The organism is Haloferax sp. Atlit-12N (assembly GCF_003383095.1).
Classification (GTDB): domain Archaea; phylum Halobacteriota; class Halobacteria; order Halobacteriales; family Haloferacaceae; genus Haloferax.
This window is the reverse complement of record NZ_PSYW01000001.1, coordinates 962,874-984,254: the sequence shown is the minus strand read 5'-3', so window position 1 is coordinate 984,254 and position 21,381 is coordinate 962,874. Positions and strand designations below refer to the sequence as shown.

Genomic DNA, 21,381 nt, shown 5'->3' with positions numbered 1-21,381 from the left:
CGGCCGGCCGCCGGTCCGACTCAGTTCTCCAACTCAGTTCCCCGACGCAGCGCCCTGACTCAGTTCTCGGTCAGGAGCCGACGGAGCACGTAGTGGAGGATACCGCCGTTTTCGACGTACGTCACCGCGGCGGGCGTGCCGACCTGCGCGGTCACGTCGAACTCGATTTCGGTCCCGTCGTCCTTCGTGGCGACTACGGTCAGTTCGTCGTTGACTTCGAGGCCGTCGTCGAGGCCGCGGATGTCGAACTGCTCGGAGCCGTCGAGGCCGAGCGACTCCCACGAGTCGCCGTCTTCGAACTGGAGCGGGAGGACGCCCATGCCGACGAGGTTGTCGCGGTAGATGCGCTCGTAGCTCTCGGCGATGGTCGCGCGGACGCCGAGGAGGTCCGTGCCCTTGGCCGCCCAGTCGCGGCTCGAACCGGTCCCGAACTCGACGCCCGAGAGGACGACGAGCGGGGTCTCCTCCTCGCGGTAGCGCTGGCTGGCCTCGAAGACGGTCGTCTCCTCGCCCGTCGGGTGGTGAATCGTGTAGCCGCCCTCCACGTCGTCGAGCATCTGGTTTTCGATGCGGACGTTGGCGAACGTCCCGCGCATCATTACCTCGTGGTTGCCGCGGCGGGAGCCGTAGGTGTTGAAGTCCACGGGGTCGACGCCGTGGTCCATGAGCCACTGGCCGGCCGGCAGCTTCGACCCGAACGGCCCGGCGGGGCTGATGTGGTCGGTCGTCACCGTGTCGCCGAGCGTCAGGAGACAGCGGGCGTCCTCGATGTCGGAGACGCCGGGTTTCTCCAGCGGGAAGTCCGTGAAGAACGGCGGCTCGCGGATGTAGGTCGACTCGTCGTCCCAGTCGTACACGTCGCCGGTCGGCGCTTCGAGCGCCTCCCAGCGCTCGTCGCCCTCGAACACCTCGGCGTACTTCTCGCGGAACATCGACGGGTCGACGCTGTCGTGGATGGTCTCCCGAATCTCGTCGGCGTCCGGCCAGATGTCGGCGAGGTAGACGGCGTTGCCGTCGTCGTCGGTGCCGAGCGGGTCGGTTTCGAGGTCGATGTCCATCCGCCCGGCGAGGCCGTAGGCGACGACGAGCGGCGGGCTGGCGAGGTAGTTCGCGCGAATCTTCGGGTGGATGCGCGCCTCGAAGTTGCGGTTGCCGCTGAGGACGCTCGTGGTCCACAGCCCGTGTTCGTCGATGGCGTTCTCGATGGGTTCCGGGAGCGGCCCGGCGTTGCCGATACAGGTGGTACAGCCGTAGCCGACCACGTCGTAGCCGAGCGCTTCGAGGTGCGGGAGCAGGTCGGCCTTCTTCAGGTACTCCGTGACGACGCGGCTCCCCGGCGCGAGGCTCGTCTTGACGTACTCGGGCACGTCGAGGCCCTTCTCCAACGCGTTGCGTGCGAGGAGGCCCGCGGCGACCATGACAGACGGGTTCGAGGTGTTCGTACAGGACGTGATGGCGCTGACGACGACGCTCCCGTGGCCGATTTCGACCGTCTCGCCGCCGAGTTCGACTTCGACGCGCTTCGTCAACTCGCCGAGGTCGGGTTCCTCGGGTGCCGCCTCGGGCGTCTCCGTCAGCGCCCCGCCGTCACCCGCGAGTTCGCCGTCGGGGTCGCCCCCTCCCTCACCGAGCCAACGGACGATGGCCTCCTCGTCCACGTCGTCGACGGCGTCTTCGAACTCGCCGTAGAGGAGTTCGCGGAAGTGCGTCTTCATGTCGCCCATGCCGACGCGGTCCTGCGGGCGCTTCGGCCCGGCGAGGCTCGGCTCGACGGTGGAGAGGTCGACGTCGACCGTCTCCGTGTACTCGGGGTGTTGCTCGCCGAAGAGGCCCTGTGATTCGAGGTACTCGCGGACGAGTTCGATGTGTTCGGGTTCGCGGCCCGTGAGTTCGAGGTAGTCCAGCGTCGCCTCGTCGACCGGGAAGACGCTGATGGTCGACCCCTGTTCGGGGGCCATGTTGGAGATGGTCGCCCGGTCGGGGACCGAGAGGTTCCCCACGCCGGGGCCGAAGAACTCGACGAACCGGTCGACGACGCCGACCTCGCGGAGCTGTTCGGTGACGTGCAACACGAGGTCGGTCGCGGTCGCGCCCTCGGGGAGTTCGCCTTCGAGTTTGACGCCGACGACCTCGGGGAGCTTCATCGTGATGGGCTGGCCGAGCATCGCCGCCTCGGCCTCGATACCGCCGACGCCCCAGCCGACGACGCCGATACCACCTATCATCGGCGTGTGGCTGTCGGTGCCGACGAGCGTGTCGGGGAGGAGCCAGCGGTCGCCGCGCCACTCGCGGTCGTGGACGACGCGCCCGAGGTGTTCGAGGTTCACCTGGTGGACGATGCCCGTGCCCGGCGGGACGACACTGAAGTTGTCGAAGGCGTTCTGCGCCCACTTGAGCGCCTTGTAGCGCTCGGCGTTGCGCTCGTACTCCAACTCGACGTTCTTCTCGTAGGCGTCGGGCGAGCCGAAGAAGTCCACCTGCACGCTGTGGTCGATAACGAGGTCACAGGGGACCTCGGGTTCGACGATTTTCGGGTCCTTGCCGGCGCGGTCGGCGGCCGACCGGAGCGCCGCGAGGTCGACGACCGCGGGCACGCCAGTCAGGTCCTGCAACACGACGCGAGACGGCGTGAACGGGACTTCGACGTTCGGCACGTCCGGCTCCCACGAGGCGGCGTTCCGCACGTCGTCTTCGGTGACGATGTCGCCGTCGACGTTTCGCAGCACCGACTCCAGGAGGATGCGGATGCTCACCGGCAGTCGGTCGAGTTCGCAGAGGCCCTGTTCTTCTAAGACGGTCAGGTCCGCCATCTTGTACGTGGTTCCGTCGTGTTCGAACTCACGGACGGCGTCCAGCGTATCTACATCACTCATAGTCGACCGTTAGGGTCTCCGCGGGCTTGAATACGGGACTCGTTCTCACGCCGTCGGAATCGGGGCGAACGGTACTCCAGAGCGGCGATGGCCGGGTCCTCAAGGTCTGTCACCCGGCTTACGGGGGTCTGGGGCGGGACTTCCCCAGTTCGCCCGCAACGATGACGCCGCCGTGTTCGAGAAGCGAGTACGAACAGTCCCAGCAGCAGTACCGCAGGTCGTGGCCGCGGGCGACGACCACGTCGGCGCGCTCGCCGCAGCGATAACAGGTCCGGTGGTCCGCCGGGTGGATGACGCGCATCGGCCGCTGACTACTCCTCGGGGACGCCCGCGACCCCGACGAACTCGTTGACCTCGTCTTGGACGTACCGGCGGACGCGCTCGCAGTAGTCCCACAGGAGGTCGTTGAACTGCTCGCGCTCCGGTTCGGTCAGGCTCTCACCGCCCCGCGACCACGACGACGGAATCTCCGGGTGACGAGTGCAGACGACCGAAATCGGGTGATTCTTCGGGTGCCCCATGACGACGGCGTACTCGTCCGTCCCCCAGAGCCCGTCGCCGCCGTCGCCCGCGAGTTCCGCGTCCACCTCGTCGAGAAGCTGCCGCTCCTCGGTGGTGACAGCGGCGTCGTCGCCGGCGAACAGCTCGCGGTAGGCTCGGTCGCGGGCCGTGTAGGTCCACCCGTCGAGTCGCTCGCGCGCCTGTCGGAGGAGTCGTCTGTCAGCTTCCATGAGTATCCAAAGGGGCGCCGAGGCCATAGGCGTACGCCCGCCCTCGAAGCGCGCGACACCGGCGTCGTCCGCATCGTCCGTGTCGTCCACATCGTCCGAGCCGAGACCGACGACCCCGAGTGACGGCACTCATTCCCGCGCCGCGGTCAGTTTCTCTCTGAGTCGGTCGGCGTCAACCCGGAACTTGAACGCCGGTCGGTCGTCCACGTAGACGTAGGGGACCCGCTCTCCGTACCGCTCGCGGAGTTCCTCGTCGGTGTCGACGTTCACGAGCTCGATATCGACCGGAACGTCCGTCTCGTCTGCGACCTCGCGGACGGTCGCCTCCGCCTCGTCGCAGAGGTGGCACTCCGTGCGCGTGTAGATGATGACGGGGACGGGGTCGCTCATCGCCCGATGTCGTCGCTGCGACCTGTTGAGTCTTCTCGTCGGGCCCGTTCCGTGTGGCATCTGTTCCGAGCAGTCACCTCTCGACGACTGTGTAATCCACGGAGATGCGTGCTATAAACTCGTGTCTCCACCCCACGACCTTTCGGTTCGCATCGGGGGCAGAACATGTCATTGATGTATCTTTTGGCCGATGAACTGTCGAAACCGATCGGCCATTCGGTCGGTAGAAGGAGATAACGGGCTGGTTTTCGGCCGATACTCGTTATTCCGGATGGCGATACCGGAGGCGAACTGTTGATATAGGAGAAGCGACCAGTCACAAATCGATCGAATCCTCGTATGGCGACAACATCCGAACCCGGACTCTCCGAGACGCGAATCCACGAGGTACTGAGTAACGACCGCCGTCGGATGGCCATCGAGTTCCTCCAAGACGGCGACCTGACCCTCCGCGAGCTCTCGGAGCGCATCGCGGAAGCGGAGACCGGGGAGTCGCCGCCGCCGCGGAACATCCGCCAGAGCGCCTACGTCTCGCTGCAACAGACCCACATCCCCAAACTCGCCGAACTGGACATCGTGAACTACGACGACGAGTCGAAGGTCGTCTCGCTGGCCGAAGCGGGCGACGTGACGGTCTACATGGAGGTCGTCCCGGAGGGCGAACTCTCGTGGAGCGAGTACTACGCCGCGCTCGCCGCGCTCGGTATCGTCCTCATGATAGCCGTCGTCGTCGGCGTCCCCGTCATCTCGGGTGTCGGCGCGCCCGGCCTCGCCACGCTCGTCTTCACCGCTCTCGGCGGCTCCGCGGTCTACCAGCGCTGGACCCAAGAGAACTGACGCGCCCTGTCGCCGCGCTTTTCTGCCGAGTTGCTCGGACTCGACCGGACGCTCTCCCGTCGGCGACGAATGTCGGCGGTGACATTTAGTCCACTCCACCACTACTCGGCGTATGCGCGACCCGTCCGACCCGAACGGACCGCCGGCGGTTTGCGACGAGTGCGGTGCGAGACACTCGTTTCGGCGGCGGTACGTCACCGGCGGTGGCTGGCGGGCCGTCTATCGGTGTTCTGAATGCGGCTCTCGCGCGCCGATCGACGGCGACGCCGACGAGTGAGCTGCGCGGAGCCGCCGTCACCGCCGGCGCGAACGGCCCGCTGAGACGCGTCAGCAGTAGGTGTCGCGCATCGTTCGCGCGAACAGCCCGTCTCGGTCGAGCGCGATGGCGACGAGGACGAACTCCTCGTCGAGGGGGCGCAGAACGAACACCTCGCGGGGCGCGTCGGTGACGTTGGCCTCGTCGTCGAGGCGGTCTAAAAGTGGGTCAACGGGGACGACGCCGTCGCCGAACTCGTCGAACAGGTCGCGCGCGCCGGGCTGTTTCGCGAAAACGTAGAGCACGGCGTTCGGGTCGCCGTCGGTGCCGTAGGTAACGCGCGAGCCGATGGCTTCGCCGTCGCCGGTCGCCTGCCACGTCTCGCGGGCGGCCTCGAACAGTCCCGTGGCGGCACCGACGAACCGGAAGCGGGTCCGGTCGCGGACCGACACGTCCGCAAAGCGCGGGTCGCCGTCGTCCCACGTCAGCGTCGCCTCGATTTCGTTGCCGGGTTCGAGCGCCGAGACGCGCTCTGCGAGGTCGCCGTCGTAGCCGGTCCGTGGCACGTAGGTCGGCGAGTAGGCGTCGTCGGCGTCGGTCTCGACGGCCGGGTCGGTCCAGTCGACGCGCTCCTCGGGGAGTTCGAGCAAGAGGAGTTCGTCTCCGTCGCGCGGACTGCGATAGACCCGAAACCGGCCGGTCGTCGTGACCTCCATATCGGCGGCTACTGGACGGACGGAAATACGCCTGCCGGTCGCCCGGCGGCCCTACCGGGAGATGCCGTCTCCCTCGTCGGCGACGACGCGCTCGACGTCCTCGGGGTTGACGACCGCGATGTCGCCGTCGACGGTCCGCTTGAGCGACGCCGTCGCCGACGCCCACTGCAGCGACTCGGCCACGCTCCCGCCGTCGAGGTGCTTGGCGAGGTAGCCGCCGACGAAAGCGTCGCCGGTCCCGATGGCGTCGCGGGTCTCCGCCTCGTAGACGCCCTGTTCGGACACCGCTCCGCCGGAGACGGCGAGCGACCCCTCCTCGCCGCGGGTGACCACGACGGTCTCGATGTCGTAGTCCTCGGCGAGGCCGCGAGCGACCGACTCGGCGTCGCCGTCGCGCCCGAGAACGGTCGCCGCGTCGCGCTCGGCGGCGAACAGCAGGTCGATGGAACCGAGCAGGTCGCGGTAGACTTCGGCCGCCTCGTCGGGCGACCAGAGCTTCGTCCGGTAGTTCAGGTCGAACGCGGTCGTCGTCCCGGCGTCCTGCGCCGCTTCGAGCACGTCGGCCGTGGTCTCGCGGAGCGTCTCGGAGAGCGCGGGCGTGATGCCGCTCGTGAAACACACCTCGGCGTCGCGGACGGCGTCGAGGTCGGTCTCGCTCGTCTCCAGCGTCGTCACGGCCGCGTCGGCGCGGTCGTAGACGACGTTTGTCGGGCGCGGCGACGCCCCGTGTTCGAGGTAGTAGACGCCCTGTCGGGAGTCGTCGGCCCAGACGACGCCGTCGGTGTCGACGCCGTGGCTCCGGAGTTCGCCGACGATTCGCCGGCCGAGCGGCGAGTCCGGGAGCTTCGAGAACCACGCGGCGTCTCGGCCGAGTCGGGTGGCGGCGACGGCGACGTTCGACTCCGCGCCGCCCGCCTGCAGTTCGAGTTCGCGGGCGGTCTCGAGTCGCTCGCCACGCGGCGGCGACAGCCGAAGCATCGTCTCGCCGAAGGTCACGAGTGCTGTCATGGACGGCCGTTCGCGGGCGCGATATAAACGTCCGGCGTTGCCGTCGAATGACACGCCTGCGGTCGATTCGGTCGCCCTGCGCCTGCTCACGTGGCCGTCAACCGCCGGACGAGGTAGATGAACGCGATTGGGATGCTCAGAAACGGAATCGCCACGAGGTAGTAGACGGGCGAGGGAACCCAGTCGCTCTCGCGGGCGAGATCCAGTCGGTCGGCGTGGAGTGCCAGCGGGCCGACGACCACGGCGGCCGCCGTCCCGTAGAGGCGAATCGCCTGCCCGGCCGCGTCGGCCCACGGCGGCACGCTCGGACCCGTCGCCGCCGTGAAGAGATACGAGACGACGAGCACCAGCGGCCCGAAGCAGATGCCCAGAAAGACCAGCGGGTTCATCGCCTCCACCGTCTCGGTGCCCCGACTTGAATCCTCGCCGATGCTATCGGTTCCGAGAATCGGCGGTCGGGTCGCGGATAGCGGCGGGTAACGCGACTGACTCGCGCCGGCTACTCCTCGCGTCGCCGCCCGCCGTGGCCGGGGTAGTCGCGCTCGAAGCGCGAGGCGATTTCGTCGCGGTCGAACTCGACGATGACCGGGCGACCGTGGGGGCAGGCGTAGGGGTTCTCGCAGTCGTCGAGCGCCGCGAGCAGGTCGAGCACGGAGCCCTCTCGGAGCGACGTGTTGCCCGTAATCGAGGGGTAACACGCGAGGTCAGACAGCAGTTCGTCGGCGACGGCGTCGACGGTCTTCCGGCCGCCGTCGGCCTCCTCGCGGACGAACGCCGTCAGCGCGTCGCGGAGCAGACCGGGGTCGAGCGCGGCGTCGAACACCGCCGGCACGGTCCGCACCGAGACGGTCCGCTCGCCGGTCCGCCCGGCGTGGAAGCCCACCTGTGCCAGCGCCTCGCGGTACTCCTCGAACAGCGCCGCCTCCCGCGCGGTGAGTTCGAGTTCGACCGGTTCGGCCAGCGCCTGCGTCGGCGTGTCGCCTTCGACTTCGCCCTTCAGGCGCTCGTAGTTCACGCGCTCGTCGGCGGCGTGCTGGTCGACGAGGACCAGCCCCTCGCCGGTCTCGGCGACGATGTAGGTGTCCGCGAGTTGTCCGATGATTCGCATCGACGGGAGCGAGTCGAACTCGGGCGAGAGGTCAGCCTCTTCTCCCGAGAGGTCGCGCTGGGTCGTCGGCGCGGCGATGCGCGAGGGCCGACTTCGGGGCCCGTTGTCGTCCGCCTCCGACTCGGCCGACGACGCCTCGGCCCGGGCAGACTCCGATTCGCCCCCGTCGTCGGTCGCCAGCGACGACTGCTCCGTCGTCTCCGGCCCTGGCGCGAGGTCGTACTCGCGAGGCGGCGTCGGCGGTGTCGATGCCGGCGTCTCGGTCAGGCTGGACGAGTCCGCGGTTGTCTCGGCGGTCGAACCGGGCGAGTCGTCGTCGCCAACCGGATTCTCGGCGTCGATGCCCGCCTCGCGTTCAGTTGCAGGCGTGGTGTCCGGGTCGGTGTCGTCGGCGGTGGCGGCGTCCGGGTTCGCCCGAGTTCCCGACTCGCGGGCTTCCCGTGCCGACTGTACGTCCCGTACGGACGGGGAGTTGGTGTCACCAGATTCGCCGTCCGGCTCCGTTTCCCGGATTTCGTGAGGGTCCAGTTGTGCCGCGTCGTCACCGTCTGGTGACTCGGGTTCGATGGCCGCCTCGTCGGCTTTCGACCGGCCTCGCGGGGCCGACGACCGGACGAGGCCGTCGCTCAAGAGGGCGTCTTCGACCGCGTCGGTCACCTCGCGCTTGACGCCGGTTTCGTCGTCCCAGCGGACCTCCATCTTCCGCGGGTGGACGTTCACGTCCACGGCGTCGGGCGCGACTTCGACGAACAGCACTGCGAAGGGGTAGCGGTCGGCGTCGAGTTGGCCGCCGTAGGCGTCGAGGACGGCCTCGCGGAGCACGCGGTCCGTGACGTAGCGGTCGTTGACGAACGTCGAGAGGTAGTCGCGGGTGCTCCGGGTCGTCTCGGGGTGGCTCACGAGACCCGAGACGGAGACGCTGGGGGCGTCGTGGTCTACGGGAACCATCGACTCCGCGACCTCGCGGCCGTACACCGAGAGCACGGTCGATTGCAGGTCGCCGCGGCCCTCGGTGGCGAACACCTCGCGGTCGTCGTGTTCGAGCGAGACGGCCACGTCCGGGTTGGCGAGCGCGTAGTGCGTGACGACCGCGTTGACGTGGTCGAACTCGGTCGCCGTCGTCTTGAGGAACTTCCGGCGGGCGGGCGTGTTGTAGAACAGGTCGTCGACCTCGACGACGGTCCCCTCGGGACAGCCGGCGGGTCGAATCGACTCGACCTCGCCGCCCTCGTATTGCAACTCGGTTCCCACGTCGCCGCCGCGGGGCTTCGACCGGATGGTCAGCCGCGACACCGCGCCGATGGTGTGGAGCGCCTCGCCGCGGAAGCCGAGGGTGCCGACGCCGGCTTCGAGGTCCTCGATGTCGCCGATTTTGCTCGTCGTGTGCTCGCGGACGGCGAGCTCGAGGTCTTCCTCGCTCATGCCGACGCCGTCGTCGCGGATGCGGACGCCTTCCACGCCGCCGGCGTCGACGGCCACGGAGATGCGCGTCGCGTCCGCGTCGAGGCTGTTTTCGAACAGCTCCTTGACGACCGAGGCCGGTCGCTCGACCACCTCGCCGGCGGCGATGCGCTGGATGGTCTTCTCGTCGAGCTGTTTGATGTCGCTCATTCGTCGTCACCGCCGTCCAGTTTCGACTGCCACGCCTGCACCTTCGCCATCAGGTCCAGCGGCGACGTGTCGTTCACGTCGGTCGCCCGGAGTTCGTCGAGGACGGCTTCGGTCTCCGGGTCCAGCGCGGGTTCGGACTCGGCCTCGGTCTCTGTCCCGACATCGCCCGCCTCGGAACTCGATTCCACGGCCGCGGCCGCGTCCACCGACCCGTTGCCAGTCGCGCCGTTCGCGGGCGCACCGGTGCCCGCCGAACCGCCAGCGGAGCCACCGGAACCGCTGCCCTCGGCGACTTTCATCTGTCCGCTTCCCACGTCGAAGACGGCCTGTACGGGCTCCGAGGTTCCGGACCCCTTCGCCTCGATTGCCTTCTCCTCGCGGAGTCGGTCCAGTACGTCGGCGGCGCGGTCGACCACCGGGCGCGGAACCCCCGCCAAATCGGCGACGTGAATCCCGTAGCTCCGGTCGGTCGGACCGTCGACGACGGTTCTGAGGAACGTCACGTCGCCGTCGCGCTCGTCGGCGGCGACGTGGACGTTGGCGACGCGGTCGAGGTGGTCCGCGAGGCTCGTCAGTTCGTGGTAGTGCGTGGCGAACAGCGTCTTCGCGCGCACCTCGTTGTGGAGGTACTCGGTGGCCGCCCACGCGATTGAGATGCCGTCGTAGGTCGCGGTCCCGCGGCCCACCTCGTCGAGGATGACGAGCGAGTCCTCGGTCGCCGAGTGGAGGATGTTCGAGAGTTCCTGCATCTCGACCATGAACGTCGAGCGACCCTGCGCGAGTTCGTCCAGCGCGCCGACGCGGGTGTAGATGCCGTCGACGACGCCGACGGTCGCCGAGCGAGCGGGGACGAAACTCCCCACCTGCGCGAGGAGCGTGATGAGCGCCGCCTGTCGCATGTACGTCGATTTCCCGGACATGTTCGGCCCGGTGACGATGAGAAAGCCGCGCTCGTCGTCCATGCGGAGGTCGTTCGGGACGAAGTCGGTCGTCGTCTCCACGACCGGGTGGCGACCGGCCTCGATGTCGAGCGCTCCGGCCTCGGTGAGTTCGGGGCGCGTCCACCCGTTGCCGGCGGCGTGGGTCGCAAGCGACGCCAGCGCGTCCACCTCGGCGATGGTTCGGCCCACGTCCTGCAGGAGTTCGGCGTGCCGGGCGACCCGCTCGCGGAGGTCCTCGAACAGTTCGTATTCGAGGTCGCCGCGGGCCTCCTCGAGCCGGAGAATCTCGCGTTCTTTCTCCTCTAACTCCTCGGTGACGAAGCGCTTGGAGTTCTTGAGCGTCTTTATCTGCCGGTAGTGGTCGGGCACTTGGTCGGCGACCGACTTGCCGACTTGGATGTAGTAGCCGTCGGTCTTGTTGCGGTCGACGGTGACGTGCGAGAGGCCGTGGTCCCGCTTCTCGCGGTCGGCGAGCGTGTCGAGCCACGACTTCGCCGACTCGTGGCGCTCGATGAGATCGTCGAGTTCGTCGTCGTAGCCCGTCTGGAACAGGCCGCCCTGCGTGACCGTCTTCGGCGGGTCCTCGGCGAGCGCGTCGGCGAGGTCGGCTCGGAGGTCGGCCGCGGCGTCTCGGTCGGGCCGCGAGACGACTTCCGCGAGCGGGGAGTCCGCGAGTTCGGTCCCCTCGATGGCGTCGGCGAGCGCGGGGAGCACCGAGAGCGTGTCCCGGACCGACAGCAGGTCGGACGCGCCGGCGCTCCCGGACGCCGACCGGGAGGCGAGTCGTTCGAGGTCGTACGCCCCGTCGAGCACCTCTCGGACGCGCTCGCGGGCGAGGGCGGCCGACGCGAGCGACTGCACCGCGTCGAGTCGGCGGGCGAGTTCGTCGCGGTCGCGTCGCGGCCGGGTCAGCCACTCGCGGAGGAGTCGGCCACCGGGGGAGGTGACGGTGTGGTCTATCGTGTCGAACAGCGACCCCGAGCGGTCGCCGTGCATCGTCTCGATGAGTTCGAGGTTGCGCTGGGTGGTCGCGTCGAGTTCGAGCAGGTCCGAGGGGTGGTAGACCTGCAGGCGCGTCATCGACCGGAGGACGCCCGCGCCCGTCTCCTCGACGTAGGCGAGGACGCCGCCGGCGGCGCGGGTCGCGAGGTCGGAGTCGAGGCCGACGCTATCGACCGTTGACGCGCCGAACTGCTCGCGGACGGCGTGGCGGGCGCGACCCGGCGCGAACGCCTCGGTGGAGAAAAGCGAGAAGGAGGCGTCGGTGGCCTCGCGCAGCCGTGAGAGCGTCTCGTCGTCGCTCCGCAGGTCCGGGCCGGGGAGGACTTCGACGGGGGCGAAGCGGTAGAGTTCGGCCGCGGCGTCGTCGACGGTTGCGGCCTCGGTGACGAGGAACTGGCCGGTCGTGATGTCGGCGAACGCGAGGCCGACGCCGTCGCCGTCGGTCACGACGGCCGCGAGGAACTGCGCGTCGGCGCGGGACGTTTCGAGGAGCGTCCCCGGGGTGACGACGCGCTTGATTTCGCGGCGGAGGTCGCCGGACTCGGTCTCGTACTGGTCGGCGACGGCGACCCGGTAGCCGCGCTCGACGAGCGCCTTGAGGTACGGCGTCAGGTCGTTCAGCGGCACGCCCGCCATCGGATACGACGACCCGTGCGAGGACTTCTGGGAGACCTTGAGGTCGAGTTCGCGGCCGACCGTCTCGGCGTCGTCGGCGAAGAACTCGTAGAAGTCGCCGCACTGCATGGCGAGCAGGTCGGCGTCGGTCTCCTCTTTCAAGGAGAGGAACTGTCCGACGATTCCCTGAGTAGTCATGTCCGCACGTGGGTGGGCCGGCGGATAAAACGCTACGATGCCCCGGCCGGCGGGCTACGCGTGACCCGAGCCAAACCCGCCCACCGCGACGACCCAGTTGTATGTCGAATGGTAGCACATCCATATTTCGTGTTCGATGTTGGACAATCTTCCCAAAAATACAGCGTATGATAATCGGCGGCCCAAAATTATATGGGGGAGTTGTCTCGGGCAATCTGTGACAGCAAGGTACGACAGACGAACGTTTCTTCGCACCGCCGCCGGCGCGGTGGGGCTCGGCTCGCTGTCCGGGTGCGTGGGGACGTTCGGAACGGAGTCCGGGGAGCCCGTTCGATTCGGGGCGATGTTGCCCGTCAGCGGGTCGCTGGAGCAGGTGGGAACGCACGGCAAGCGCGCCGCCGAGCAGGCGGTCGAGGACATCAACTGGGCGGGCGGCGTGCTCGGGCGACCGGTCGAACTGACCACGGTGGACACGGAGGGGTCCGCGTCGGTCGCGACCGACGGCTACGCCTCGCTGGCCGACGCGGGCGTCGTCGGCTTCGTCGGCGGCCTCGTCAGCGACGTGTCGCTCGCGCTCGCTCCGAAGGCGGCCGACGACGCCGTCATGGAGATGTCTCCGGCGAGCACGAACCCGCGCCTCTCGGACGCCGGGCAGGCCGACGGTCGGAAGTTCTTCGGCCGGACCGTTCCGAGCGACAGCCTACAGGCGACCGCGATGGCGAAGATTCTCGACGCGCCGCAGTACGCCGACGCCGACCGAGTCGCCGTACTCACCGTCGACGGGGCCTTCGGCTCCGACCTCGGCACCGCGCTCGGCGACCAACTCGACGCGGAGGTCGTCACCGAGGTCAGCTACGACCCGGCCGCAGACGACTTCGGCGGCGTCGTCGACGAGGTGTTCGCCGACTCGCCCGACGCGGTCGGCTTCGTCAGCGTCCCCGGACAGGAGGGAGGCGTCCTCGACGCCTACGGCGCGTCCGACTACGAGGCCCCGTGGGTCTTCTCGGCGGGCCTCTTCGACGGCGAGATTCCATCCTATTACGAGGGCTTCTACAGCGCCTCGCTGTCGTCGGTTCGGACTGACGGCTACTTCCACCTCTCCCAGCGACTCTCCGACATCGCGCCGCTGCAACCCTATGCGGCGAACGCCTACGACGCCCTGTTCCTCATGGCGACCGCGGCGGAGTACGCCGGCGAGGCCACCGGGCCGGCCATCGCAGACGCCCTGCAGGCCGTCTCGGGCGGGACCGGCCACACCGTCTCAGTCGGCGAGTTCGACCGGGTACGGACCCTCGTCGACGCCGGCCGCGAACTGAACTATCAGGGCGCGTCGAGCGGGGTCGACCTCACGGAGGCGCTCGAACCGCTGAGTTCGTACCTCGTCGAGCGCGTCCACAACGGCTCGGTCGAGCAGGTCGAACTCCTCCAGCGCCAGTTCTTCGAGTCCGGGGGCGACCAATGAACTCGTTTTCACGGCTGACGAGCCTCCTCGAACGGGCGCTTCCGAACGTGATTCGCCGGCGCTACGCGGCGAAGTTCGGGGTCGTGCTCCTCCTCATCGCGCTCGTCATGGGCGGCGCGGGCGCGTACATCCACTTCGACACCAAATCCGTCGTCGAGTCGCAGACCGAGTCGCAGATTCGCGGCGCGGCGGCGACGGAGGCGAAGTCGGTCTCCGACTGGGTGACCTCGAAGGAATCCACCGTCTCGTTCCTCGCCGAGTCGCTGGCGGACCAACCGGCTGGCACGCCGCCTGCCGACCACCAGCGGTGGCTCGAAGGGAAGCTCATCCAACTCTCCGGCGACGTCCGTTCGCTTCACTACGTGGACGCCGACACCGGCGCGGTCGTCGCGAGCACGACCGACAGCGCGACCGGGCAGTCGCTCGACTCGCTGTCCGCGCCGTGGGCGGACGACGCCGCGGCGCTGGCGTCGGGGCAGTCCGTGACCGTCACCGAGCCGTACGAGTCCGGCGGCGAGCCGGTCGTCGCGTTCGCCGCGCCCGTCTCCGGAGCCAACGGCGCAATCGTCCTGACGGCGTCGCTCGCAGCGGGTTCCCACCAGTTCGAATCGCCCTACGCGACCGGCGACACCAAGGTCGTCACCGAGTCCGGGACCATCCTCTTCGACAACCGGAAGGCGTCCATTCTCGACCAGTACGCGGCCGCCGACGGCTCGTCCATCGAGGCCATCGACGCCGCGCTGTCCGGGCAGACTGGCTACGAGGTCGTCTCCGCCCGCACGGGCATGGAGTCCGGCGAGTACGCGATGGCGTACGCGCCCATCACCGGCACCGACTGGGTGCTCACCTACCACGTCCCGGCCGACCGGGCGTTCGCGCTCCAGTCGCAGGTGACGACGAACGTGATGCTCCTCGTCGCGTTCGGCGTCGGCGCGCTGTTCCTCGTCGGCGCGACCATGGGCCGCGGCACCGCGCGGTCCCTCTCGGTCGTCGCCCGCAACGCCGCCGACATCGCTAACGGCGAGGTCGACGGCGACCTCCCGAACACCGCCCGCATCGACGAGATGGGCCGGCTGTACGACTCCTTCGAGTCGATGCAGTCGTACCTGACGACCGTCGCCGGGCAGGCCGAGGCGCTCGCGGACAAGCGCTTCGACGACCCCGTCCTCGACGAGGACATCCCGGGGTCGTTCGGCGAGTCGATGGGCCAGACGCACACGGAACTCGAAGCCCTCATCACCGAACTCGAAGCGAAGGCGGCCGAGTTCAGCGAGACGATGGCGGACGCCGCCGACGGCGACCTCACGCGCCGGATGTCCGAGGACGCCGACAACGACGCGATGAACGAGATGGCGCGGTCGTTCAACGATATGGCCGACGAACTCGAAGCGACCGTCGCGGAGGTCGTCGAGTTCGCCGAGACCGTCGCCGCGGCCAGTCAGGAGGTCACCGCGAGTTCCCAAGAGATAGAGCGCGCGAGCCGGCAGGTCAGCGAATCCACGCAGGTCATGGCCGAGGGCGCGCACGAACAGCGCGAGAACCTCCAGCAGACGACGAGCGAGACGAGCAACCTCTCTGCGACCATCGAGGAGGTCGCCTCCTCGGCGAGCGAACTCGAACGCACGGCCCAACACACCCTCGAAGCGAGCGAGGACGGCCACGAGGCGGCCGCCAACGCCATCGACACCATCGAGACCGTCGAGACGCAGACCCGCCGGACGGTCGACCGCATCGAGGACCTCGAAGGCGACATGGCCGAAATCGGCGACATCGTCGAACTCATCACCGACATCGCGGAGCAGACGAACATCCTCGCGCTCAACGCGAACATCGAGGCCGCCCGCGCCGGCGAGGCCGGCGAGGGCTTCTCGGTCGTCGCCAACGAGGTCAAGGAACTCGCCGGCGAGACCAAGGCCTCCGCCGAGGAAATCGAGGCGACTATCGAGGAGGTCCAAGCGAAGTCCGCGGCGTCCGTCTCCGAGATGCGCGAGACGCGCGACGCCGTCGACTCCGGCGTCGACGCGGTCCAGACCGCCCGCGACTCGCTGGACACCATCGTCGAGAACGTCCGCGAGACGACCGACGGCGTCGACGAAATCAGCCGGACCACCGACGAACAGGCCGCCTCGACCGAGGAGGTCGCGTCGATGATGGACCGTGTGTCCGATATCAGCGACGAGACCGCCGAGCGCGCCGAGTCGGTCGCCGCCGCGGCCGAAGAACAGACCGCCTCGCTCAGCGAGGTCTCGGACGGCGCGGACCGTCTCGCAACCCAGTCCGAGCGGCTGATGTCGCTCGTCTCCGAGTTCACCGTCGACCACGACGCTGCGGACCGCGACAGCGCGTTCGCCGACTCCGACGCCGCGTCGACCGTCGAACTCGACGCCCCGGCGACCGACGGCGGCCGCGACGGCGACGGACTCGACGTGGACGGCCGTTCCGACCGCACCGACGACGGCCGTTCCGACTGACTCGTCTCCCGATTCGGCCCTTCCATCCCCGGTTTCGGCCCTCACCGGTCCCCCTTCGGCTCTCCCACCCGACGACCGCGTTTCTCGACCGTTCGTGTTCCACATCCGCTCGCCGAAGATACCGATTCAGTACCACCCAATATCAGATATGATAGCTTAGAGCGTAGCGTTATACCGGCAATCCGCGTGGGGTGGACGTATGGACCTGCTTTCGCGACTCGCGGCGCTGGTCCCGGGGGTCGGGGCTCGGACGCGGACCGACGGTGGCGCACAGGCGGACGAACGAGGGACGGTCGCGCTGGCGGCGGAGCGACTGGACACGGGTGCTCTGCTCGACGGCGTGGGGATGCCGGTGTTCGTCCTCGACGCCGACAACCGAATCATCGCGTGGAACGACCCGATTTCGAAGCTCACGGGCGTCCCCGCGTCGGAGGCGCTCGGGTCGGAACACGTGAGTGAACTGTTCTATCCGGACGGTCGGCGGGCGAAGACGCTCGCCGACAAAGTGCTCGACGACCCGCGGAGCGCCGACGTGGTTCACGGACTCGACGTGGTTGACGAGGCCCGCCGACTCTACCGCGACACCAGCACGATGACGGACCGACACGGCGCGGACCGTCACATCGCCTTCACCGCCCAACCGCTGTTCGAGGGCGACGAACTGGTCGGCGTCGTCGAGGCGGTCCACGACCGGACCGATGCCGTGGAGAAACAGCGGGCGTCCGAGGCGCTCGTCGAGGAAGTCTCGACCACTATCGGGAGCCTCACCGCCGGCGACCTCTCGGCTCGCGCGTCCTTCGCGGACGACCGGGACGTCCTCAACGACGAGACGCTGGCGGTCGTCTCGGACCTCAACGAGATGGCGACCCGGTTCGACCGCCTCGCCAGCGAGGTGGACGCCACGACCGCCGACCTCGGCGGCGCGATTCAGCGGGCCGCGACCGCCGCGACCGACATCGAGTCGCAGGTCACGGAGCAGGCGGACCTCCTCTCGACGGGCGCAGAGGAGATGCAAGACCTCTCGGCCAGCATGGAGGAGATAGCGGCCACCTCCGACGAGGTCGCCTCGGCAGCGAATCAGGCCCGCGCGGCCGCCGAAAACGGGCAGGAGGCCGGCCAGAGCATCCGGAGCGCGACCGACCAGGTCATCGACATCTCCGACGAACTGCTCGACAGCGTGACCGAACTCCAACAGCGCATGGTCGTCATCGAGGAGGTCGTCGAGGTCATCGCGGAGGTCGCAGACCGGACGAACCTGCTCGCGCTCAACGCGAACATCGAGGCCGCCCGCGCGGGCGAGGCCGGCGAGGGCTTCTCGGTCGTCGCCGACGAGGTCAAACAGCTCGCGAACCAGACCCACGAGCACACCGAAGAAATCGCGGACAGCATCGACGAGATTCAGGAACAGGCCGACGAGACGGTGCTGGCCTCCGAGCAGTCACACGAGCAAATTCAGGTCGCCTCCGGCGAAATCGAGGACGTGCTCGCCTCGCTCTCCGAAATCGCGGACGCCGCGGACTCCGCGGCCAACGGCGTCACCGAGGTCGCCCGCGCGACCGACTCGCAGGCGACGAACATCGAGGAAGTCACGACGACGATTCAGGTGGCCCAAGAGCACGCGACGGCCGCCGAGGCGTCGACGACCGACATCACCGACGCGACGGCCGACCAGACGGTCGCGCTCGACGCGCTCGCCGACCGGGTGGACGCCCTCGTCGGCGGCGACGCGACGGCGGTCGAAGAACTGGACGCGATGGACTTCGACGACGCGGTTGACGACGCGGACGCCGACTCGATTCGCGCGGCGACCGACGGCGGGTCGGACGACGAGTTCGGCGGGTTCCAGTTCGACCGGTAGCGCGTCTCCCCCCAAGACGACGGCGCTGTTGGAATCCCGACTACTGCTAGTTTGCTGAGACCTGCTGAATACAGCGTTCGAACCCACTGGTGGCGCTCTCGAGAGAGCGATTATCTCGTTGCCAGTCGTAGGTAGACGGGGTACCGGCATGGAAGCAGTTACAGTCGTTACACGAGCCAGTTTGGGAGAACCAGACGACTCCACCGACGTTTCACGACAAGCGATATTCGAAACCGAGGATACCGTCGTGATTCAGTCGCGGGTCGCCGGTGGAATCACAACCGGGTGGCATCACAACGGTGACCGCCACGTCTACGGGTACGTCGTGGCAGGTCACGCCGTTCTGGAGTACGGACCGGTTGGTCAGGAATCGGTCGAACTCGACGCAGGTGACTTCGTCTACGTCCCGCCGCACACGATCAGGCGAGTGGTGAATCCGACTACTGAGGACTGGATTATCGCCATTAGCTTCGTCGGCTCCGGGCCGCCTGCCGTATCCGTTGCTGGCCCCCAGTCAGGCGTCGAATAGCAGCAACGCTCTGCTGACTCCGCTCGCTCCTCAGTCGAGGCTGATTGCACAGCTTTCGACGTAGTCGATGTCCTCGATGGAGTCGACGCCGCCCTCGCCGCAGACGGGGCAGTCCGGGTTCTTCCGGTACGGGACCGTCTCGAACGTCATGTCCATGGCGTCGTAAAACAGGAGCCGCGCGTCGAGCACCTCGCCTTCATCGAGGAGGAGCTTCATCGCTTCCGTCGCCTGAATACAGCCGACCGTGCCGGGGAGGACGCCGAGGACGCCGGTCGTCGCGCAGTCGGGGACCGTCCCCGGTTCGGGCGCTTCGGGGAACAGACATCGGTAACACGGCCCCTCGGGGACGAGCGTCGTCGCCTGCCCCTCGAACTTGTATATCGCGCCGTGGACCAGCGGGATTCCCTCGAAGCGACAGACGTCGTTGAGCAGGTAGCGCGTCGGGAAGTTGTCCGAGGCGTCGACCACCACGTCCGCGCCCGCGACGACCTCGCGGACGTTTGATTTGTCCACGCGGGTCTCGACCGGTTCGACGGATACGTCGGGGTTGAGGCCGCGGACAAACGCGGCGGCGCTCTCGGCTTTCGGCGTCCCCACGTCGTCGTCGCGGTGGACGACCTGCCGCTGGAGGTTACTCCGTTCGACCACGTCGTCGTCGACGACGACGAGTTCGCCGACGCCGACCGCCGCGAGGTACTGGATGGCCGGCGCGCCCAACCCGCCCGCGCCGACGACGACGACCCGCGCCGAGAGCAGTCGCTCTTGGCCCTCCGGGCCGACCTCGTCCATGATGATGTGCCGCGAGTAGCGGTCCAACTGGGTGGCGTCGAGTGAGAGCGTCATATCCCGAGGTTGGCGTCGCCCCCGAATAAAGCCGCGGCACGGGCGGGGCCGTTCCCCGAAGCCCGGACTGCCCGCGCTGCCGACGACATCGCCGGAAGCGACGCGCCTTTGACGCTCCGCCCGTCACGTCGGGTATGGTCGCCGAGACGACGCCCGACGAACTACGCGAGAAACTGGCCGACGACGACGATGACCTCGCCGTCGTCGATATCCGAGACCCCTCGTCGTACACGTCCGGCCACATCCCTGGGTCGGAGAACCTCCCGGCGGCGACGCTCGGCCCCGAGGTGTTCGACCGCGAGTGGCCCGCCGAGGTGGTCGTCTCGTGTTACGTCGGCAAGAGTTCGAAACAGGTCGCCTCGGTGCTGGACAGCAACGTCGACGCCGACGTGTCCAGCCTCCGGGGCGGCTTCGACGCGTGGGACGGCGCGGTCGAAGACGGCACCGAGAGCGAGGGCGAAGCGGACCTCGGTCCCACGTCGCCGTTCTGAGCACCCACGTTTTTCTGACAGCGAAGTGACGTTCCAGGTATGACCCTCCCGACTGGACTGCTCCCGGTCTTCGTCTTCGTCGTAACCGCCGGCATCGCGACACTTGTGACGCTCGGCGCGCACCTCTCGTGGCGTCGTGGGTCGCAGCCGTTCAGCGCAGGTCTTCGACGCTCACTTTTGGGCGTGAGCCTGCTGTACCTCGTCGGAACGGCAATCGTCTGGGCAGTCGCGGGCGGTGGCTCGTTGTGGGGTGTTGCGGCCGCACTCGTCGCCTCAGGTGTCGTTGCGTTCGTCGTGCTGTGGACCGCCCCACTCCTCCTCGGTCAGTATCTCGTTCGTCGCCTGCGAGGTGTCGATTCGGAGACGGCGTTGCGTCAGGTGACGTACGGATGGTTGGTCGCAATGCTGGCCGTGTTCGGGCTCTTCGTCGCACCCGGTGGACCAACGGGCGGCCATCTGCTTCATCTCGACGGCGTAACGACCTGTCTCGCCGGATTCTGTGGGCTCAGCATCTCCCTTCTCGTGGTCGTCGCTCTCGAACTCGTCGTCGCTGTCGTGGGGCCTGGGCTCGTCGGCTTCGTACTCACGAGACAGCAGTCGCTCAGCGGTCGATAAAGAGAGAAGATCGGCGCGGTGCGCGGGGCGTTACTTGCCGCGGCCGTTGCCGGAGCGGATGGAGGGACGGATGTGCTCCGTACCCTTGCCGCGGTTCTGGAGACCGCGGTTCTTCTTGCCCGCGTTGGTGAGACCGCGGAAGGCGCGGCCGTCGTGGGTGTTGTCGCAGATCCAGTTGAGGTCGTCGTCGTTCTGGATGGCCGGGTGCTCGGGGTCGATGAGGATGACTTCCTGCCACTTCTGGGAGCCGTCCTGTCCGACGCCGTAGGAGTTCAGCACGCGCAGGTTGGGGTGCTTGCGCGAGGCGCGTTCCTCCGCGATGCGCGGGATGGACTTCCGGCGACCGATGCGGTTGACGCCCTGGCGCTTCGTGCGGCGGCCGGCCTTGTGGCGCTGTTTGCGCGCGCCGCCCTTGCGGACGGAGACGCGGACCACGACGATGCCCTGCTTGGCCTTGTAGCCGAGCTCACGGGCCTTGTCGAGGCGGGTGGGGCGCTCGATGCGCTCGATAGCGCCCTGGTTGCGCCACTCCTGTTTTCGCTGCCACTGGAGTTCGGCCAGCTTGCCTTCCTTCGGGGTCTTCCACGCTTCCTTGATGTGGGAATAGAAGCTTCGTGCCATTGTATATCACCGCGGGCGCTTGCGATTCAGTCCGTCGGGGAATCCCCCTGAGACCACATTTCGTCCCGTGCGTGACGGGTGCCCTCTGGCGTGCCCGCATTGCCAGCGAGTTGGCGGAACTACCGGCAGGGGAGGGTTAAGGACTTCGGATTCTCACGGCGCGCGTGCTACCGACTCACGTGGTGAGGCGGCCGAAAAAGACGGT

The 21,381-nt window shown here is 68.2% G+C and carries 18 protein-coding genes; 7 read left to right on the top strand and 11 right to left on the bottom strand.

All coding sequences use genetic code 11. The features are described from left to right. Positions 1 to 59: 59 nt before the first annotated feature. From C5B90_RS05055 to C5B90_RS05040, 4 genes are all read right to left on the bottom strand, one after another. Positions 60 to 2,873, bottom strand: a complete 2,814-nt coding sequence (locus tag C5B90_RS05055) for an aconitate hydratase (RefSeq protein WP_115879588.1) — start codon at positions 2,871 to 2,873, stop codon at positions 60 to 62. A gap of 118 nt (positions 2,874 to 2,991) precedes the next feature. Next, positions 2,992 to 3,174: a hypothetical protein gene (locus tag C5B90_RS05050; protein ID WP_058826602.1), complete on the bottom strand. Its 183-nt coding sequence runs from the start codon at positions 3,172 to 3,174 to the stop codon at positions 2,992 to 2,994. A 10-nt stretch (positions 3,175 to 3,184) separates the two neighbouring features. Then, a complete protein-coding gene (locus C5B90_RS05045; protein ID WP_115880588.1) occupies positions 3,185 to 3,604 on the bottom strand; it encodes a hypothetical protein in 420 nt (139 codons plus the stop codon). Positions 3,605 to 3,733: 129 nt separating this feature from the next. Further along, on the bottom strand, positions 3,734 to 3,994 hold the full coding sequence (locus C5B90_RS05040) for a glutaredoxin family protein (protein WP_115879586.1): 261 nt from the start codon (positions 3,992 to 3,994) through the stop codon (positions 3,734 to 3,736). 339 nt (positions 3,995 to 4,333) lie between these two features. Here C5B90_RS05040 and C5B90_RS05035 point away from each other — a divergent pair, with 339 nt between their 5' ends. After that, positions 4,334 to 4,831 (top strand): ArsR family transcriptional regulator, encoded by a 498-nt coding sequence (locus C5B90_RS05035; protein WP_115879584.1) that lies wholly within the window; start codon positions 4,334 to 4,336, stop codon positions 4,829 to 4,831. 327 nt (positions 4,832 to 5,158) lie between these two features. Here C5B90_RS05035 and C5B90_RS05030 read toward each other — a convergent pair whose 3' ends face one another. The 5 genes from C5B90_RS05030 to mutS form a co-directional block, all read right to left on the bottom strand. Further along, on the bottom strand, positions 5,159 to 5,803 hold the full coding sequence (locus tag C5B90_RS05030) for a DUF6663 family protein (protein WP_115879582.1): 645 nt from the start codon (positions 5,801 to 5,803) through the stop codon (positions 5,159 to 5,161). A gap of 51 nt (positions 5,804 to 5,854) precedes the next feature. Beyond that, positions 5,855 to 6,811: a bifunctional 2-dehydro-3-deoxygluconokinase/2-dehydro-3-deoxygalactonokinase gene (gene kdgK1, locus C5B90_RS05025; protein WP_115879580.1), complete on the bottom strand. Its 957-nt coding sequence runs from the start codon at positions 6,809 to 6,811 to the stop codon at positions 5,855 to 5,857. Positions 6,812 to 6,897: 86 nt separating this feature from the next. Further along, positions 6,898 to 7,200, bottom strand: a complete 303-nt coding sequence (locus tag C5B90_RS05020; protein WP_115879578.1) for a hypothetical protein — start codon at positions 7,198 to 7,200, stop codon at positions 6,898 to 6,900. A 110-nt stretch (positions 7,201 to 7,310) separates the two neighbouring features. Further along, positions 7,311 to 9,530, bottom strand: coding sequence for a DNA mismatch repair endonuclease MutL (gene mutL, locus C5B90_RS05015; protein WP_115879576.1), 2,220 nt, complete (start codon positions 9,528 to 9,530; stop codon positions 7,311 to 7,313). Further along, entirely contained in the window at positions 9,527 to 12,286 is a 2,760-nt protein-coding gene (gene mutS / locus C5B90_RS05010; protein WP_115879574.1) for a DNA mismatch repair protein MutS, read from the bottom strand. The genes mutL and mutS overlap by 4 nt, the downstream gene beginning before the upstream one ends. Before the next feature lie 283 nt (positions 12,287 to 12,569). Here mutS and C5B90_RS05005 point away from each other — a divergent pair, with 283 nt between their 5' ends. The 4 genes from C5B90_RS05005 to C5B90_RS04990 all read left to right on the top strand — a co-directional run bounded on the left by C5B90_RS05005 (position 12,570) and on the right by C5B90_RS04990 (position 18,606). Continuing rightward, the gene (locus C5B90_RS05005) at positions 12,570 to 13,748 is read left to right on the top strand and encodes an ABC transporter substrate-binding protein (RefSeq protein ID WP_394337534.1); all 1,179 of its coding nucleotides are present in this window, start codon (positions 12,570 to 12,572) and stop codon (positions 13,746 to 13,748) included. Next, a complete protein-coding gene (locus tag C5B90_RS05000) occupies positions 13,745 to 16,219 on the top strand; it encodes a methyl-accepting chemotaxis protein (RefSeq protein ID WP_115879570.1) in 2,475 nt (824 codons plus the stop codon). The genes C5B90_RS05005 and C5B90_RS05000 overlap by 4 nt, the downstream gene beginning before the upstream one ends. A gap of 199 nt (positions 16,220 to 16,418) precedes the next feature. After that, on the top strand, positions 16,419 to 18,077 hold the full coding sequence (locus tag C5B90_RS04995; RefSeq protein ID WP_115879568.1) for a methyl-accepting chemotaxis protein: 1,659 nt from the start codon (positions 16,419 to 16,421) through the stop codon (positions 18,075 to 18,077). Between the two features lie 148 nt (positions 18,078 to 18,225). Next, on the top strand, positions 18,226 to 18,606 hold the full coding sequence (locus C5B90_RS04990; protein WP_115879566.1) for a cupin domain-containing protein: 381 nt from the start codon (positions 18,226 to 18,228) through the stop codon (positions 18,604 to 18,606). Between the two features lie 30 nt (positions 18,607 to 18,636). Here the strand turns inward: C5B90_RS04990 and moeB are convergent, their stop codons facing one another. Next, positions 18,637 to 19,449, bottom strand: coding sequence for a molybdopterin-synthase adenylyltransferase MoeB (gene moeB / locus C5B90_RS04985; RefSeq protein WP_115879564.1), 813 nt, complete (start codon positions 19,447 to 19,449; stop codon positions 18,637 to 18,639). A gap of 134 nt (positions 19,450 to 19,583) precedes the next feature. Between moeB and C5B90_RS04980 the strand changes: the two genes are divergently transcribed. Together C5B90_RS04980 and C5B90_RS04975 are read left to right on the top strand one after the other, a co-directional pair. Then, complete coding sequence (locus C5B90_RS04980) at positions 19,584 to 19,940, top strand: rhodanese-like domain-containing protein (protein ID WP_058568597.1); 357 nt, start codon at positions 19,584 to 19,586, stop codon at positions 19,938 to 19,940. Positions 19,941 to 19,979: 39 nt separating this feature from the next. Beyond that, positions 19,980 to 20,555 (top strand): hypothetical protein, encoded by a 576-nt coding sequence (locus C5B90_RS04975; RefSeq protein WP_115879562.1) that lies wholly within the window; start codon positions 19,980 to 19,982, stop codon positions 20,553 to 20,555. 30 nt (positions 20,556 to 20,585) lie between these two features. Here the strand turns inward: C5B90_RS04975 and C5B90_RS04970 are convergent, their stop codons facing one another. After that, positions 20,586 to 21,176 (bottom strand): 50S ribosomal protein L15e, encoded by a 591-nt coding sequence (locus C5B90_RS04970; protein WP_115879561.1) that lies wholly within the window; start codon positions 21,174 to 21,176, stop codon positions 20,586 to 20,588. Between the last annotated feature and the right edge of the window lie 205 nt (positions 21,177 to 21,381).

Coding starts and splice junctions, on each gene's coding strand:
- C5B90_RS05045 (WP_115880588.1), bottom strand. CDS start 3,604: ATGGAAGCTGACAGACGACTCCTCCGACAGGCGCGCGAGCGACTCGAC.
- moeB (WP_115879564.1), bottom strand. CDS start 19,449: ATGACGCTCTCACTCGACGCCACCCAGTTGGACCGCTACTCGCGGCAC.
- C5B90_RS05020 (WP_115879578.1), bottom strand. CDS start 7,200: ATGAACCCGCTGGTCTTTCTGGGCATCTGCTTCGGGCCGCTGGTGCTC.
- C5B90_RS05035 (WP_115879584.1), top strand. CDS start 4,334: ATGGCGACAACATCCGAACCCGGACTCTCCGAGACGCGAATCCACGAG.
- C5B90_RS04995 (WP_115879568.1), top strand. CDS start 16,419: ATGGACCTGCTTTCGCGACTCGCGGCGCTGGTCCCGGGGGTCGGGGCT.
- C5B90_RS05000 (WP_115879570.1), top strand. CDS start 13,745: ATGAACTCGTTTTCACGGCTGACGAGCCTCCTCGAACGGGCGCTTCCG.
- C5B90_RS04980 (WP_058568597.1), top strand. CDS start 19,584: ATGGTCGCCGAGACGACGCCCGACGAACTACGCGAGAAACTGGCCGAC.
- mutS (WP_115879574.1), bottom strand. CDS start 12,286: ATGACTACTCAGGGAATCGTCGGACAGTTCCTCTCCTTGAAAGAGGAG.
- C5B90_RS05040 (WP_115879586.1), bottom strand. CDS start 3,994: ATGAGCGACCCCGTCCCCGTCATCATCTACACGCGCACGGAGTGCCAC.
- C5B90_RS05030 (WP_115879582.1), bottom strand. CDS start 5,803: ATGGAGGTCACGACGACCGGCCGGTTTCGGGTCTATCGCAGTCCGCGC.
- C5B90_RS04975 (WP_115879562.1), top strand. CDS start 19,980: ATGACCCTCCCGACTGGACTGCTCCCGGTCTTCGTCTTCGTCGTAACC.
- kdgK1 (WP_115879580.1), bottom strand. CDS start 6,811: ATGACAGCACTCGTGACCTTCGGCGAGACGATGCTTCGGCTGTCGCCG.
- C5B90_RS04970 (WP_115879561.1), bottom strand. CDS start 21,176: ATGGCACGAAGCTTCTATTCCCACATCAAGGAAGCGTGGAAGACCCCG.
- C5B90_RS05050 (WP_058826602.1), bottom strand. CDS start 3,174: ATGCGCGTCATCCACCCGGCGGACCACCGGACCTGTTATCGCTGCGGC.
- C5B90_RS05055 (WP_115879588.1), bottom strand. CDS start 2,873: ATGAGTGATGTAGATACGCTGGACGCCGTCCGTGAGTTCGAACACGAC.
- C5B90_RS04990 (WP_115879566.1), top strand. CDS start 18,226: ATGGAAGCAGTTACAGTCGTTACACGAGCCAGTTTGGGAGAACCAGAC.
- mutL (WP_115879576.1), bottom strand. CDS start 9,530: ATGAGCGACATCAAACAGCTCGACGAGAAGACCATCCAGCGCATCGCC.